Genomic DNA, 14,860 nt, shown 5'->3' on the forward strand with positions numbered 1-14,860 from the left:
GCATTCCCATGACGTACGCGCACGTACGCGCCGCCGTCCTGGCCCTCGTCCTGGCCGGACCCACCGCCGCTCCCGCCCACGCCGCCGAGCCCCGTGATCCATGGGTACGGGCCTGGGGGCTGAACACGGCGGGCCAGCTCGGCAACAGCAGCCTGCTCGACCAGCAGACGCCGTCCTCCGTCCAGGGCCTCGCCCGGTCCGCCGTACGGGAGCTCTCCGGCGGCGGCGGCAACAACGTCAACTCCTTCGCCCTCGCCCTGCTGCACGACGGCACCGTCCAGTCCTGGGGCGGCAACTCCAACGGTCAGCTCGGCAACGGCACGACCACCGCCCAGGCCTTCCCCGGCACCGTGGCGGGCCTCTCGGGCGTGTCCCAGGTCGCCGCCGGCGTCCACTTCGCCTTCGCCGTCCGCGGCGGACGCCTCCTGTCCTGGGGCGACAACGCCTTCGGCCAGCTGGGCAACGGAGCCACCGAAAGCACCGCGACGACCCGCCCCGTCGCCGTCCAGAGCCTGAACAGGGTGAAGGACGTCGTCGCCGGCTGCTACCACGCGGCCGCGCTCCGCGAGGACGGCACCGTCTGGACCTGGGGCAGGAACACCGACGGCCAGCTGGGCATCGGCTCGACGACCGACCAGAACACCCCGAAGAAGGTCCCCGGCCTGGTGGACGCCGTGGCCGTCGCCATCGGCTGCTACCACACCGTCGCGCTCACGGCCGACGGCACGGTCAAGGCCTGGGGCCGCGGCGCCTACGGCCAGCTCGGCAACGACAGCACCGATTCCAGCCCCTCACCCGTGGACGTGAAGCACCTCGACGACGTCGCGAGCATCCACTCCGGCAGCTATCACTCCTTCGCCGTCCTCGACGACGGCAGCGTCCGCGCCTGGGGGTGGAACACCGCCGGGCAGCTCGGCGACGGCACCACCGTCGACCGGACCACCCCGGTCCCCGCCCCCGGGCTGAGCGGCGTCAAAGCCTTGACCGGCGGCTGGAAGCACAGTCTCGCCGTCCTCGACGACGGCTCCGTCCTCGCCTGGGGCGAGAACGGATCCGGCCAGCTCGGCGACGGCACCACCACGAACTCCCTCACCCCGGTCACCGCCCTGCCCCCGGGCAGCGGCACGACCCGCGTGGCCGCTTCCACCGTGTGGAAGGCCAGCTACGCCTACTGACCCCGAAAGGTCCCCACAGATGTCCCCGTCCCCCCGCACCACCCTGCTCGCCGTCCTGACAGCGGCCACCACCCTGGCCGTCCCCTGCCTCTCCGCCCACGCCGCCGGCACCGACCCCTGGGTCCGCGGCTGGGGCCTCAACGCGCTCGGCCAGCTCGGCAACAGCTCGATCGTCAACCAGCAGACCCCCGCCGGGGTCCAGGGCATCACCCGCGACGACGTCCGCGAGATGTCCGGCGGAGGCGCCGACGGCACCGGCGCGGCCGGCACCGCGTTCGCCGTGGCCCTGCTCAAGGACGGCACCGTCAAGAGCTGGGGCGGCAACGGCCTCGGCCAGCTCGGCAACGGCACGATCGTCGCCCAGTCCTTCCCCGGCACCGTCGCCGGTCTCTCCGGCGTCGCCGAGATCTCCGCGGGCGCCGACCACGTCCTCGCCGTCAAGGGCGGCCGGGTCCTCACCTGGGGCGGCAACGCCACCAAGCAGCTCGGCACCGGCGCCGACGCCACCAACCCGCAGCGGACCCCGGTCGCCGTCCAGAGCCTGGACAAGGTCAAGGACGTCGCCGCCGGCTGCGGCTTCAGCGTCGCCCTGCGCCAGGACGGCACCGTCTGGACCTGGGGCAACGGCGCCAACGGCCGGCTCGGCACCGGCAACAACACCACCCGCGAGACCCCGCAGAAGGTGCCCGACCTCGTCGACGTCGAGTCGGTCTCCGTGGGCTGCGACCACGTCCTGGCGCTCACCGCCGAGGGCACCGTCAAATCCTGGGGCAAGAACACCGAGGGCCAGCTCGGCAACGACAGCACCGCCGACAGCAACGTCCCCGTCGACGTCGCCTACCTCGACGCCGTCGCGAAGGTCTTCGCCACCTCCACCTCCAGCTTCGCCGTCCTCGACGACGGAAGCCTGGCCGGCTGGGGCAAGAACGACGCGAAGCAGCTGGGAGACGGCACCGCGGCCCACCGGACGACCCCGGTGCCGCTGGACGACCTCAAGGGCGTGCAGGACATCGCGGGCGGCGCGGACTTCACCCTCGCCGCGCTCGACGACGGCTCGGTGATCGGCTGGGGCGCCAACGCGAACGCCCAGCTCGGCGACGGCAGCACCGTCGCACCGCCCAAGACGGCCACCGCGCTGCCCCCGGGCAGCGGGATCACCCATGTCACGACGACGAAGACCGGCCGGTCCGGCTTCGCGTACTGACTCCCCGCGTACGGACTCGACGGGTGCGCGGGGCCCTCGCCGGCCCCGCGCGCCCCGGATCCGCCCGCTCCCCCGCTCCGCCCTCTCCGCCCTCTCCGCCCGTGCGGAGACCCCGGACCCGGCGGGGAGAGCGGCCCCACACCGCCCGATCCTGGCCAGGGGCGACGGTGACCTGGCAGGATCGCGGCATGTTCGCCTCGCTCTCCCGTGCCGCCCGCCGCCGTCTCCTGGCGATCTCGGCCGCGCTGCTCACGGTGTGCGGGGTGCTGGTGTGGTGGCTGATGTCCTTCGGCACCCCCGTCCCGAGCGGCCCGGTCACGTTCAGTACAGGTGTCCCCACCGGCGTCTACCAGCAGTACGGCGAGCTCCTCAAGCAGGCCCTCGCGCAGGACCTGCCCGAGGTCTCGATATCGCTCGAGGACAGTGAGGGCTCCCAGCAGAACCTGGCCCGGGTGGCCTCGGGCGAGGCCGACTTCACCATCGCGACGGCCGACGCGGTGGCCCAGTACCAGCGCGAGCGCAGGCCGGGCTTCGAGCGGCTGCGCGGCTGCGCCCGGCTCTACGACGACTACGTACAGCTCGTGGTGCGCAAGGGGTCCACGATCCAGAAGGTGCAGGATCTGCGGGGTCGCAAGGTCGGCGTCGGTCAGGACGGCTCCGGTGTCCGGCTGATCGCCGACCGTGTCCTCGCGGCGGCCGGCCTCGCCCCCGTCCGGGACATCCAGCCGGTCTCGGTGGGCATCGACACCATGCCCGGCCACCTGGAGCACGGCGACCTGGACGCGTTCTTCTGGTCGGGCGGCCTGCCCACGACGGCGGTGCAGAAGCTGTCGGAGCGGTTCGAGATCCGGCTGATCCCGCTGGACGCACCCCTGGTCGACCGGCTCCACGACGTCGGCAGGTCGACCCGTCACTACCGGTCGGCGATGATCCCGGCCGACGCGTACGCCAAGGCGCAGGACGGCCGGCCGATAGAGACCCTGGCCGTGGCGAACCTGCTGGTCACCACGGTGGAGGCGGACGACGACCTGGTGGAGGGCTTCACCCGTACGGTGATCAGGAGCCGGGACCGGATCGGCAGCCAGGTCCACCCTGCCCAGCTGGTGGACCTGCGGACCGCCGTCTACACCGAGCCCCTGCCCCTCCACGACGGCGCCAGCCGCTACTACCGCTCGGTGAAGCCCTGACCGTCCCGGTCGCCCTTCGCCGTCCTCGACGGCGGAGCGTTCCGCGGCACGGTGACCGTCACCCGCAGCCCGTGCGGCTCGTTCGGGGCGAAGTCGATGCCGCCGCCGCCCGCCGTGAGCAGCACACGGGTGATGGAGAGGCCGAGACCCGATCCCTTGACGTTCTGGTGCCTGCCCGAGCGCCAGAAACGGTCGCCGACCCGCCCCAGCTCCTCGTCCGTGAGGCCGGGCCCGTGGTCGGCGACGACCACGGCGACGCTCTCCCCGCCGTGCCGGGCCTGGGCCGTGACCGAGACCTCCTCCCCGGCCGGGGTGAACTTCAGCGCGTTGTCGATCACCGCGTCCAGCGCGCTGGAGAGCGCCACGGGGTCCGCCCAGGCCGTGACCGCCCCGCACCGCCCCGTCAGCACGACACCCTTGTCGTCGGCGACCGGCCGCCAGGAGGCGACCCGCTCGGCGGTGAGCGCGCCGACGTCGATGAGCCGCAGCTCGGCCGCCGTGTGCTCGGCGAGCGCCAGGTCGAGGAGGTCGTCGAGGACCTGTGAGAGGCGCTTGCCCTCGGTCCGTACGGAGGCGATCTCCTCGTTGCCCTCGGGGAGCTCCATGGCGAGCAGCTCGATCCGCAGGAGCAGCGCGGCCAGCGGGTTGCGCAGCTGGTGGGAGGCGTCGGCGACGAAGGCCCGCTGCTGTTCGAGCGCCTCCTCGACGTTGTCGGCCATCTCGTTGAACGAGAGCGCGAGGCGTCGCAGTTCGGGCGGTCCGCCGGTCGCGGCGACGCGGGAGTTCATACGCCCGGTGGCGATGTCGTGGGTGACGGAGTCGAGGACGCGGACGGGCCGCAGCACCCAGCCGGTGAGCCGGAACGCGGCTCCGACGGCGACGAGCATGGCCGCGGCCTCACCCGCGAAGATCACCAGCCAGCCGCGCAGGATGCGCACACGGAGCTGTCCGGTGGGCGAGTCGGTGACGACGACGGCGACGACGTCCCCGTCGCGGACGACCGGGGAGGCGATGATGAGCCGCGCGTGGGCCTGCCAGGGCCACACCTGCGGCGGATTGTGGCTGCGCCGGCCCAGGAGCGCCTCGCGGAAGGCGCGACGGCCCTCCCCCTCGTACGGGACGACCCAGTCCTCGGGGGCGGCGGCCATGGACCGGTTGTCGCGGTAGAAGATCCCGGCCCGGATGCCGTACACGTCGTGGTAGCTGGCGAGTTCGCCGCCGAGGGTGGTGCGCCGCTCGTCGGTACTCGGGTTGGTCTCGCTGACGAACTGGGCGAGCGCGGCGAAGCGCGCCCCGTCGTCGAGCCGGTCGACGACGACCCGCTGCTGTTCGGAGGCGGCGAGGCTGGCGGCGAGCGGGAAGCCGAGGGCGAGCAGGACGCCGGCCATCAGGACGATGAGCAGCGGAAGGAGGCGGGTGCGCACGAAGGGGCCGTCCGGCGGTTACGCGGCGGGGGCGACCAGGCGGTAGCCGACGCCCCGCACGGTCTCGATCAGGGCGGGCATCCGCAGCTTGGAGCGCAGGGACGCGACGTGCACCTCCAGGGTGCGGCCGGTCCCCTCCCAGCTGGTACGCCAGACCTCGCTGATGATCTGCTCGCGGCGGAAGACGACTCCAGGGCGCTGGGCGAGGAGCGCGAGCAGGTCGAACTCCTTGCGGGTCAGGGCGACGCTCTCGCCCTCGACGCTGACGCGGCGGGTCGGCAGCTCGATGACGACGGAGCCGAGCCGCAGCTGGGTGCCGTCGGCGGCCGTGCCGGTGCCCGCCGTCTCCTCGGTGCCGGCGTTGCGCCGGCTGACGGCGTGGATCCGCGCGAGGAGCTCGCCGGGGTCGTAGGGCTTGACGACGTAGTCGTCCGCGCCGAGGTTGAGGCCGTGGATCCGGGAGCGTACGTCGCCGCGCGCGGTCACCATGATCACCGGGGTGGTGGTGAGCTTCCGGATGCGGCCGCAGACCTGGTAGCCGTCCTGGTCGGGGAGGCCGAGGTCGAGCAGGATCACCCCGTAGGAGGGCCGCTCGCCCTGCGCGGTGGGCAGGACGGCCTGGAGGGCCTCCTCGCCGTTGCGGGCGTGGGTGACCGTGAAGCCGTGCTTGGCGAGAATCGCGGAGAGGGCGGCGGCGACATGATCGTCGTCCTCGACGAGCAGCAGTCGCATACGTACCTCCTCCGGGATCGTGTGTGCCGACGACGGCTCTCTGTGTACCAGGTGGTACCGGGGCATGAACACCGAACATCGGTGCCGAGCGGTGTCGCAGTCAAGTGTCGGCCGGTGACACCGGTGTTTCTGTTATGCAGCCGGTACGGCCCGGGGCGTCCCGTTCACACACTGTGTCCGGTTGCGGCCGGATCGTTATCCTCAATTTCCGCTCAGATGTGATGACGGGCATCGCATCGGATCTCTAGTGTCCTCCCCAACCGAGGAGGACGGAGCTAGAGCCCGATGAGCGGAGAGTCAGTGTCCAAGGGTCCCGCGGACACCCCGCACGCCACGGACGACCTGGTCGTACTGTCCGGCGTGAACAAGCACTTCGGCGCACTGCATGTCCTCCAGGACATCGATCTGACGATCAGCCGCGGCGAGGTCGTGGTCGTCATCGGACCGTCCGGGTCCGGCAAGTCGACGCTGTGCCGCACGATCAACCGGCTGGAGAGCATCGACTCCGGCACCATCACCATCGACGGCAAGCCCTTGCCGGCGGAGGGCAAGGAGCTCGCCCGGCTGCGTTCCGACGTCGGCATGGTCTTCCAGTCCTTCAACCTCTTCGCGCACAAGACGGTGCTCGAGAACGTGATGCTGGGCCAGATCAAGGTCCGGAAGACGGAGAAGAAGGCCGCCGAGGAGAAGGCCCGCGCCCTGCTCGACAGGGTCGGCGTCGGCACCCAGGCGGACAAGTACCCCGCGCAGCTCTCCGGCGGTCAGCAGCAGCGCGTGGCGATCGCCCGCGCGCTCGCGATGGGCCCGAAGGTCATGCTGTTCGACGAGCCGACCTCCGCGCTCGACCCCGAGATGATCAACGAGGTCCTCGAGGTCATGCAGCAACTGGCGCGGGACGGCATGACGATGGTGGTCGTGACCCACGAGATGGGCTTCGCGCGCTCCGCCGCCAACCGGGTCGTCTTCATGGCCGACGGACGCATCGTCGAGCGGGCGACGCCCGAGGAGTTCTTCAGCAACCCGCGCAGCGACCGGGCCAAGGACTTCCTCTCCAAGATCCTTCACCACTGAGCGAGTTCGGGCCTATCCTTCCCAACTCACTTCTAGACCAAGGGACATTCCTCGATGAAGCTTCGTCGCACCCCCGCCGCCGCCGCGGCCGCCGTCGTCCTCGCGCTGACCGCCACCGCCTGTGGCGGCGGCTCCGACTCGGGCAGCAACGGTGACAAGATCAACGTCGGCATCAAGTTCGACCAGCCCGGCCTGGGCCTGAAGACCCCGGACGGCAAGTACGCCGGCTTCGACGTGGATGTCGCCCGCTACGTGGCCAAGGAGCTCGGCTACGCCGAGGACAAGATCAACTTCAAGCAGGCACCCAGCGCCGAGCGCGAGAACCTGATCAAGAACGGTGACGTGAAGTTCGTCGTCGCCAGCTACTCGATCAACGACAAGCGCAAGAAGGAGGTCGACTTCGCCGGTCCGTACTTCCTGGCCCACCAGGACCTGCTCGTGCGCTCCGACGACAGCTCGATCACCAAGGTCGAGGACCTCAACTCCAAGAAGCTCTGCTCGGTCACCGGCTCGACCTCCGCGCAGAACGTCAAGGACAAGCTGGCCCCGAAGGCCGACCTCCAGCAGCTCGGCGGCTACTCCGAGTGCCTCACCGGCCTGGAGAACAAGCGTGTCGACGCGCTGACCACCGACGACTCCATCCTCGCGGGCTACGCCTCGCAGAAGGAGCACGCGGGCAAGTTCAAGCTCGCCGGTCTCCGGATGAGCGACGAGAAGTACGGCATCGGCGTCAAGAAGGGCGACGACGACCTCCGCGGCAAGATCAACAAGGCGCTGGAGAAGATGGTCTCCGACGGCACCTGGGAGAAGCTCGTCAAGCAGCACTTCGGCCCCTCGGGCTACAAGTACGAGCCCGCGCCCAAGGTCGAGAACTGACCTGACCCGCATCGGCCGTGACGGCCGCCCCCACCCGGGGCGGCCGCCGCACCGACACCGGCCGCTGCCCACGCAACCGGCCTCCACACCGACCGACCACCAGGGGAGAGCGCGGGCATCGTGTTCGACTTTCTTGATTCCGGGCAGTACGACCTGCTCGGCGCCTTCTGGGTGACGGCGCAGCTCGCCCTCTACTCGGCGATCGGCTCACTGATCTGGGGCACCGCGCTGGTAGCGATGCGGGTCAGCCCGGTGCCCGTCATGCGAGCCTTCGCCACCGGGTACGTCAACATCGTCCGGAACACGCCGCTGACCGTGGTCATCGTGGCCTGCTCCTTCGGTCTCGACCAGACCCTGGGCATCACGCTCGGCGGCGGACGCTCGGAGGACATCGGCTTCCGGCTGGCGATCCTCGGGCTCATCGCGTACACCGGCACCTTCGTCTGCGAGGCACTGCGCTCGGGCATCAACACCGTCCCGGCCGGCCAGGCCGAGGCCGCCCGAGCCCTCGGCCTCGGCTTCACCCAGGTCCTCACCCTGGTGGTGCTCCCGCAGGCCTTCCGCACCGTGGTGACCCCGCTCGCCAACGTGCTCATCGCCCTCACCAAGAACACCACCGTGGCGGCGGCCATCAGCGCCGCCGAGGCGGCTCTCCTGATGAAGGAGATGATCGAGAACGAGGCCGACGCGCTCTTCGCCGTCTTCGGTGTCTTCGCGTTCGGCTTCATCCTTCTCACCCTCCCCACCGGCCTGATCCTGGGCTGGGCGGCCAAGCGTCTGGCGGTGAAGCGATGAGTTCCGTCCTGTACGACACTCCCGGCCCCCGAGCCAAGCGGCGGAACGTCGTCTACACCATCGTCTTCCTGGCCGCCCTCGGCCTGGTCGCATGGTGGGTCCTGGCGGCACTGGCCGACAAGAACCAGCTGGACGCCGACAAGTGGAGTCCGTTCGTCACCGACTCCCGGGTCTGGACGACGTATCTGCTGCCCGGCCTGACGGAGACCCTCAAGGCCGCCGCGCTGTCGATCCTGATCGCGCTGCCGCTCGGCGCCCTTCTCGGCATCGGCCGGCTCTCCGACCACCGTTGGGTGCGGGTGCCCGTCGGCACGGTCGTGGAGTTCTTCCGCGCCATCCCGGTGCTGCTGCTGATGATGTTCGCGGCCGCCCTGTACCGGGAGTTCACGACGATCAGCTCCGACTTCCGCCCGCTGTACGCGGTCGTCACCGGTCTGGTGCTCTACAACGCCTCCGTGATCGCCGAGGTCGTCCGCGCCGGTGTGCTCTCGCTGCCCCGCGGCCAGGGCGACGCGGCCGAGGCGCTCGGCATGCGCAAGGGCCAGACCATGCTGTACGTCCTGCTGCCGCAGGCCGTGACCGTCATGCTCCCCGCCCTGGTCAGCCAGCTCGTCGTGATCGTCAAGGACACGGCACTCGGCGGCGCGCTGCTCGGCTTCACGGAGCTGCTCAGCCAGAACCGGCAGATCACGGCCAACTACGGCGCCAACACGATCGCCACCTTCACGGTCATCGCGCTGATCTACATCGTCATCAACGCGATCCTCACCCACCTCGCCGGCCGCCTGGAGCGGCGCCTGCGCCGGGGCAGGAAGTCCGCCGCGGTGAACATCCCGGCCCAGCCCGGAGCGACCGAGGTGAAGAGCGACGCCATCAGCGGCGCCTGATCCCGAGCGGCCCCCACCGCCAGTGAGCGGTGGGGCCCGACGGGATCCGTGGGACAACAGGGGTGGGCCGGAGCGGCACTGACTTCAGGTCAGCCGCACCGCGCCCACCCCGTCGCTTGACGCAAGCACCCTCAGTGGGTTGCATACGGTCTGTGATCAAGCACCGGGCTCGTGCCACACTCAGATGTGCTGCCCCCATGACCGTCCGGCCTTCAGGAGCCGCGCCGTGGACCCGGTGATCATCGTGGGCGCGGGGCCTGTCGGCCTCGCGCTCTCCCTCGCGCTCGCCGCGCAGGGCGTGCCCAGCGTCGTCCTCGACGAGGGCTCCGGCAAGGACGAGCCACGCCCCGCCCGGAGCGTCGTGCTGCGCGCCGACATGGCCGCGATGGTCGAGCGGCTCGGCTGCACCACCCTCCGTGACGAGGGCGTCCGCTGGGTCGGCTGGCGCGGCATGCGCCGCCGTCAGGTGGCCCGCCACCTGGCCCTCGACCTGGGACTCGGCGGCACGGAGGAGTGGTCCGAGGACCCCGACGCGCCCTCCGCCCCGGCCGCGCCGCTGCACATCCCCCAGCACGCCCTGGCACGCGGACTGCGCGACGCCATCGCCCACCAGAAGCTGATCCGGCTCGTCACCGAGGCCCGGCTCGACACCGTCGAGCAGGACCGCGACGGGGTCATCGCCCACACCCGGGGCCCGGCGGGCACCTGGTGGCGCGGCAGCCACCTCGTCGGCTGCGACGGCGCCCGCTCGACCGTACGCAAGCTGCTCGGGATCCGCTTCCCCGGCCGCACCGCGGTGGAACGGCACGCGGTCGCCGCACTGCGCACCGAACTCCCCTGGCCCGGCGAGGCCCTGCTGCACCGTCAGCCTCCGTGGCGCGGTGCCCCCGACGAGATCACCGCCCGCCCGCTGCCCGACGGGGTGTGGCGGATCGACTGGCTGCTGCCGCCCCGGGGCGACCTGGTCACCCCGGACGCGCTGGTCGCCCGGATCCGCGAGACCCTGGCCGGCTGGTGCGACGGGGTGACACCCCCATACGAACTCATCGACACCGGCGTCCACACCCTGCACCACCGGCTCGCCCGGCGCTGGCGGGTCGACCGGGTCCTCCTCGCCGGGGACGCGGCCCATCTGCTGGGCGCGGTCGGCACCCAGGGCCTCGACGAGGGGTTCAGGGACGTCGACAACCTCGCCTGGAAACTCGCCCACACCTGGCACCACGGCGCCTCCGAGCGGCTGCTCGACAGCTACCAGAGCGAGCGGCGGTCGGCCGTCGCCTCGCGGCTCCGCGCGGCGGACCAGTCGCTGCCGGCCCTGCGCGGCGGCGGAGGCCTGCGGACGTACCTCCCGGGCAGCCTGCGCGGCCACGACGCCCTGCTGACCGACGGCCACGTGGGGCGCGGCCCGCTCGGCGCGCCCCCCGCGTACCCCCACTCCCCCCTCGCGCCTCCGCACACCGGGGGGCGGACCCCCGTCGGCACCCCCGAGGGTGCCCCGGTCGAGGACGTCCGGGTGACCGCCCCCGACGGCACGACGGTACGGCTCCGGGACCGGCTCGGTCAGGGCCGCCTCCTGGTCCTCCTGGTCGCCCCGGGCACCGGGGTCTGGGACCCGCGTCACTGGCGCGGAGCAGGCGTGATGCCCCGGCTCGAAGAGGCGGTCGACGCGCTCCCCGCGAAGGCGGAGGTCCTGGTGACGGAGGCCTACCCGGGCGCCCCCGCCCACGCCGTCCTGCTCGTACGCCCCGACGGGCATCTCGTCGCCGCCTTCGCCGGGGTCCACCCCGAGGCGCTGTACGCGGCCGCCGACGCGGCGCGCGGCGGCTCCGCGACCGAGGAGACGGACGGGACCGGCGGAGCGGACGAGGCCGACGGGGCCGGCGGGGCCGACGCCAAGGTGTCCAAGGTGTCCAAGGTGTCCGCGGAGAGTGACCGCACAGCGGACATCCATTGATTCCCACAGGCGCACATGGTGTACTCCGGAGCGTGACCGACACCGATGTGCGCCTGTGGCGGAGGGTCCATATGGACCTCGTCCGCTACGCGGGCTGCGTGTGTCGCCCGTCCTGCTGATCTCGCCCCTCCCCCGCGCGCGCCCCGCCACCGACGTACGTCGGTGAGCCGTGCTGCCGCCGCGCGCTCTCAGCGAACCAGGACGGACACCCGTGTCTCACCCCACCCCCGCGCACCCTCCGCACACCTCCCACGGCCCCACCCGCTCCCTCACCGGCACTCCCGGCAACTCCCCCGCCGCGTCCCCCACCGACTCCTTCGCCGCCTCACCTGCCGCCTCCCCCGCCGATTCCCGGACCGGTCCTTCCGGTGCGCCGACGGCGGCGGACCTGCTCGACTTCGTCCGGCGCACGGCGGCGGACCGGGCCCTGGTGGACTCCCTGCCGCTCGACCCCGAGGGCCGTACCTGGGCACGGCTCGAAGGCCCGGGCGGCAGTGAGGCCTGGCTCATCGGCTGGCCGCCCGGCACCGGCACGGGCTGGCACGACCACGCCGAGTCGATCGGCGCCTTCGCCACGGCACGCGGCACGCTGACCGAGAACGCGCTGGCGGTCCGGCTCCCGGCGGGCGGCTGGAAGACCCTGGAACTGGCCGACGGCCTCGACCGCTCCCGACGGCTCGGGGAGGGCGGGGGCCGCGCCTTCGGCCGCCACCATGTGCACGAGGTGCTCAACGAGTCACCGGACGCCCACGCGGTGTCGGTACACGCCTACTACCCGCCGCTGCCGCTGATCCGTCGCTTCAGCCGGACGGGCGCGGTACTCCGCCTCGAGCAGGTCGAGCGCCCGGAGGACTGGCAGTGAGCGAGCGGCGGGAGAGCACGACGAGCACCACGAGCGAGGCACAGGGGGCAGCGGTGGACGCCGACCGGATCGGGATCGACGACCTTCTGGAACGGGTCAGGTCGGGCCTCGACCGGATCGAGCCCAGGGCCGCCTACGAGGCGTACGAGGCGGGTGACGCACTCCTGGTGGACACCCGCTACGCGGCCCTGCGCGAACGGGACGGACTCATCCCGGGCGCACTGGTGGTGGAGCGCAACGAACTGGAATGGCGCCTCGACCCCCTGGGCAGCCACCGGGCGCCGGAGGCGGACAGCCATGATCTGCGGGTCGTGGTCCTCTGCAACGAGGGCTACGCCTCCTCTCTCGCCGCCGAGTCCCTGCGCCGCCTGGGCCTGCGCCGGGCGACCGACCTGATCGGCGGCTTCCAGGCCTGGAAGGCGGAGGGCCTCCCGGTCCTCCTCCCGACACCACGGGCCTGACGGACCCAGGCCACCACCCCACCCGGCCGCGCGTCGAACTCGGCCCCGGCCACAGCCCCACCGGACGCGGACTCGGCGCGGCCACGGCTCGGCTCGGCCGCGTCGCGGATCGGCCACCGCCCCGCCGGACACCGTCACTGCCCCACCCGGGCTAGAAGACTCGGGGCTCGGAGACTCGAGGCTCGGAGCCTTGGGGCAGGCTCGGACGGAGTCCTTCTGATCTCCCCCGGGGATCAGAAGGACTCGTCGAGCCCGTCCGCGTCCTCGCCCTCGGCCTCCAGCGCCTGACGGACGACGCGGAGGGCCATGCCCTCGGGATAGCCCTTGCGGGCGAGCATCCCGGCGAGCCGTCTCAGGCGCCGGTCACGGTCGAGACCGCGGGTGGCGCGCAGCTTGCGGGCCACGAGCTCGCGCGCGGTGGCCTCCTCCTGGTCGGAGTCGAGCTGCTCCACCGCATCCTGGATGAGGTCCGGCTCGATGCCCTTGGTCCGCAGCTCGCGGGCGAGGGCCCGGCGGGCGAGGCCCCGTCCGTGGTGGCGGGACTCCACCCAGGCCCCCGCGAAGGCGGCGTCGTCGATGAGCCCGACGTCCTCGAAGCGGGAGAGGACCTCTTCCGCCACTTCGTCGGGGATCTCCCGCTTGCGCAGCGCGTCGGCGAGCTGCTTGCGCGTGCGGGGGGTCCCGGTGAGCAGGCGCAGACAGATCGCCCGCGCCCGCTCAGCCGGATCCTGGGGTGACAGCTCCTTCTCGGCCCTCGACGAGTCGGGGCTGTCACCCGGCCATTCGGTGCGACCGGTCACCGGTTCAGCTCTTGACCGCGGTGGCCTTGGTCGCCTTCGCGGTCTTGCTCGCGGGTGCCGGGACGCTCTTGGCGGCGTCGTCGGTGCCGGCCGCGTCCGCGGCGCCCGCCGGGTCCGTCGCCGTCTCGGGCTTCGCCGCCTCGGGCCGGACGCCGACGCCCAGCTTCTCCTTGATCTTCTTCTCGATCTCGTCGGCGAGGTCGGGGTTGTCCTTCAGGAAGTTACGGGCGTTCTCCTTGCCCTGGCCGAGCTGGTCGCCCTCGTACGTGTACCAGGCACCGGCCTTGCGGACGAAGCCGTGCTCCACGCCCATGTCGATCAGGCCGCCCTCGCGGCTGATGCCCTGGCCGTAGAGGATGTCGAACTCGGCCTGCTTGAAGGGGGGCGCGACCTTGTTCTTGACGACCTTGACGCGGGTGCGGTTGCCGACCGCGTCCGTGCCGTCCTTGAGGGTCTCGATACGACGGATGTCGAGACGCACCGAGGCGTAGAACTTCAGGGCGCGGCCACCGGTCGTGGTCTCCGGCGAGCCGAACATCACGCCGATCTTCTCGCGGAGCTGGTTGATGAAGATCGCGGTGGTCTTGGACTGGTTGAGCGCACCGGTGATCTTCCGGAGCGCCTGGCTCATCAGTCGGGCCTGGAGACCGACGTGCGAGTCGCCCATCTCGCCCTCGATCTCCGCACGCGGGACGAGCGCGGCGACGGAGTCGATGACGATGAGGTCGAGGGCGCCGGAGCGGACCAGCATGTCGACGATCTCGAGGGCCTGCTCACCGCTGTCCGGCTGGGACAGGATGAGGTTGTCGATGTCGACGCCGAGCTTCTTGGCGTACTCGGGGTCGAGGGCGTGCTCGGCGTCCACGAAGGCCACCTGGCCGCCGGCCTTCTGGGCATTGGCCACGGCGTGCAGGGTCAGGGTCGTCTTGCCGGAGGACTCCGGTCCGTAGACCTCCACGACACGGCCGCGCGGCAGGCCACCGACGCCGAGGGCGATGTCGAGGGCGGTCGATCCGGTGGAGATCACCTCGATCGGCTCCTGGACGCGGTCACCCATGCGCATCACGGCGCCCTTGCCGAATTGGCGTTCAATCTGTGCGAGCGCGGCGTCGAGCGCCTTCTCGCGGTCGGTTCCTGCCATGGGTTCCACCCGGTTTGCTTGAGTCGATCGCTTCATGTGAAAGACGCTAACCCCTGCCACTGACAATGGGCCCCGACGTCCCCTCCGGCCTGTGGACAACTCGGCGACAACCCCGAGATTCCAAGGGCCGGGCTTCCATGAGAAAGGATGTTCGATTTTAGTGTCAAGCGCACCACACCGACGACGCCGGGGCTTTTGTCCCCTGCCATCGAACCTTGATCATTGCCATCGAAGGTTGATGATCATTAGGTTTGTGTCATCGAAGTTTGAGTGGCACGGGGCGTTGATCGT

General features: G+C 71.5%; 13 protein-coding genes and 2 pseudogenes. 11 read left to right on the forward strand and 4 right to left on the reverse strand.

What is annotated here, in order from left to right; genetic code table 11:
• Positions 1 to 8 precede the first annotated feature (8 nt).
• The 3 genes from ACH4MY_RS36845 (at position 9) to ACH4MY_RS36855 (ending at position 3,566) form a co-directional block, all read left to right on the forward strand.
• Positions 9 to 1,175 carry an RCC1 domain-containing protein gene (locus ACH4MY_RS36845; protein WP_398009030.1) on the forward strand — a complete coding sequence of 389 codons (1,167 nt, stop codon included), beginning with the start codon at positions 9 to 11 and terminating at the stop codon, positions 1,173 to 1,175.
• 19 nt (positions 1,176 to 1,194) lie between these two features.
• Positions 1,195 to 2,379, forward strand: a complete 1,185-nt coding sequence (locus ACH4MY_RS36850; RefSeq protein WP_398009033.1) for an RCC1 domain-containing protein — start codon at positions 1,195 to 1,197, stop codon at positions 2,377 to 2,379.
• A gap of 188 nt (positions 2,380 to 2,567) precedes the next feature.
• A complete protein-coding gene (locus ACH4MY_RS36855) occupies positions 2,568 to 3,566 on the forward strand; it encodes a TAXI family TRAP transporter solute-binding subunit (RefSeq protein ID WP_398009049.1) in 999 nt (332 codons plus the stop codon).
• On the opposite strand, the gene ACH4MY_RS36860 is transcribed toward ACH4MY_RS36855, so the two are convergent.
• The gene (locus ACH4MY_RS36860) at positions 3,545 to 4,990 is read right to left on the reverse strand and encodes an ATP-binding protein (protein ID WP_398009034.1); all 1,446 of its coding nucleotides are present in this window, start codon (positions 4,988 to 4,990) and stop codon (positions 3,545 to 3,547) included. The genes ACH4MY_RS36855 and ACH4MY_RS36860 overlap by 22 nt on opposite strands.
• An 18-nt stretch (positions 4,991 to 5,008) precedes the next feature.
• Entirely contained in the window at positions 5,009 to 5,722 is a 714-nt protein-coding gene (locus ACH4MY_RS36865) for a response regulator transcription factor (protein ID WP_398009036.1), read from the reverse strand.
• A 285-nt stretch (positions 5,723 to 6,007) separates the two neighbouring features.
• Between ACH4MY_RS36865 and ACH4MY_RS36870 the strand changes: the two genes are divergently transcribed.
• The 8 genes from ACH4MY_RS36870 (at position 6,008) to ACH4MY_RS36905 (ending at position 12,628) form a co-directional block, all read left to right on the forward strand.
• The gene (locus ACH4MY_RS36870; protein ID WP_398009039.1) at positions 6,008 to 6,793 is read left to right on the forward strand and encodes an amino acid ABC transporter ATP-binding protein; all 786 of its coding nucleotides are present in this window, start codon (positions 6,008 to 6,010) and stop codon (positions 6,791 to 6,793) included.
• A gap of 54 nt (positions 6,794 to 6,847) precedes the next feature.
• On the forward strand, positions 6,848 to 7,669 hold the full coding sequence (locus ACH4MY_RS36875) for a glutamate ABC transporter substrate-binding protein (protein ID WP_398009042.1): 822 nt from the start codon (positions 6,848 to 6,850) through the stop codon (positions 7,667 to 7,669).
• 120 nt (positions 7,670 to 7,789) lie between these two features.
• Positions 7,790 to 8,464: an amino acid ABC transporter permease gene (locus ACH4MY_RS36880; RefSeq protein WP_266897403.1), complete on the forward strand. Its 675-nt coding sequence runs from the start codon at positions 7,790 to 7,792 to the stop codon at positions 8,462 to 8,464.
• Positions 8,461 to 9,351, forward strand: a complete 891-nt coding sequence (locus ACH4MY_RS36885; RefSeq protein ID WP_398009043.1) for an amino acid ABC transporter permease — start codon at positions 8,461 to 8,463, stop codon at positions 9,349 to 9,351. Before ACH4MY_RS36880 ends, ACH4MY_RS36885 begins: the two co-directional genes overlap by 4 nt.
• Before the next feature lie 226 nt (positions 9,352 to 9,577).
• On the forward strand, positions 9,578 to 11,305 hold the full coding sequence (locus ACH4MY_RS36890; RefSeq protein ID WP_398009045.1) for an FAD-dependent monooxygenase: 1,728 nt from the start codon (positions 9,578 to 9,580) through the stop codon (positions 11,303 to 11,305).
• 47 nt (positions 11,306 to 11,352) lie between these two features.
• Positions 11,353 to 11,424, forward strand: a complete 72-nt coding sequence (locus tag ACH4MY_RS36895; RefSeq protein ID WP_309544753.1) for a putative leader peptide — start codon at positions 11,353 to 11,355, stop codon at positions 11,422 to 11,424.
• Positions 11,425 to 11,516: 92 nt separating this feature from the next.
• Positions 11,517 to 12,167 (forward strand): cysteine dioxygenase, encoded by a 651-nt coding sequence (locus ACH4MY_RS36900; RefSeq protein WP_398009047.1) that lies wholly within the window; start codon positions 11,517 to 11,519, stop codon positions 12,165 to 12,167.
• A gap of 53 nt (positions 12,168 to 12,220) precedes the next feature.
• On the forward strand, positions 12,221 to 12,628 hold the full coding sequence (locus ACH4MY_RS36905) for a rhodanese-like domain-containing protein (protein WP_398009051.1): 408 nt from the start codon (positions 12,221 to 12,223) through the stop codon (positions 12,626 to 12,628).
• Between the two features lie 233 nt (positions 12,629 to 12,861).
• Here ACH4MY_RS36905 and recX read toward each other — a convergent pair.
• Positions 12,862 to 13,557, reverse strand: a pseudogene (gene recX, locus ACH4MY_RS36910) (recombination regulator RecX); the annotation flags it as partial.
• Between the two features lie 88 nt (positions 13,558 to 13,645).
• Positions 13,646 to 14,605, reverse strand: a pseudogene (gene recA, locus ACH4MY_RS36915) (recombinase RecA); the annotation flags it as partial.
• Positions 14,606 to 14,860 lie beyond the last annotated feature (255 nt).

The sequence above is a fragment of the Streptomyces sp. NPDC017246 genome, assembly GCF_044331325.1.
Lineage (GTDB): Bacteria > Actinomycetota > Actinomycetes > Streptomycetales > Streptomycetaceae > Streptomyces.

What these genes read in the sequence shown, in the direction of transcription:
- ACH4MY_RS36845 (WP_398009030.1), top strand. Translation starts at nt 9, where the DNA reads ATGACGTACGCGCACGTACGCGCCGCCGTCCTGGCCCTCGTCCTGGCC.
- ACH4MY_RS36850 (WP_398009033.1), top strand. Translation starts at nt 1,195, where the DNA reads ATGTCCCCGTCCCCCCGCACCACCCTGCTCGCCGTCCTGACAGCGGCC.
- ACH4MY_RS36855 (WP_398009049.1), top strand. Translation starts at nt 2,568, where the DNA reads ATGTTCGCCTCGCTCTCCCGTGCCGCCCGCCGCCGTCTCCTGGCGATC.
- ACH4MY_RS36865 (WP_398009036.1), bottom strand. Translation starts at nt 5,722, where the DNA reads ATGCGACTGCTGCTCGTCGAGGACGACGATCATGTCGCCGCCGCCCTC.
- ACH4MY_RS36870 (WP_398009039.1), top strand. Translation starts at nt 6,008, where the DNA reads ATGAGCGGAGAGTCAGTGTCCAAGGGTCCCGCGGACACCCCGCACGCC.
- ACH4MY_RS36875 (WP_398009042.1), top strand. Translation starts at nt 6,848, where the DNA reads ATGAAGCTTCGTCGCACCCCCGCCGCCGCCGCGGCCGCCGTCGTCCTC.
- ACH4MY_RS36885 (WP_398009043.1), top strand. Translation starts at nt 8,461, where the DNA reads ATGAGTTCCGTCCTGTACGACACTCCCGGCCCCCGAGCCAAGCGGCGG.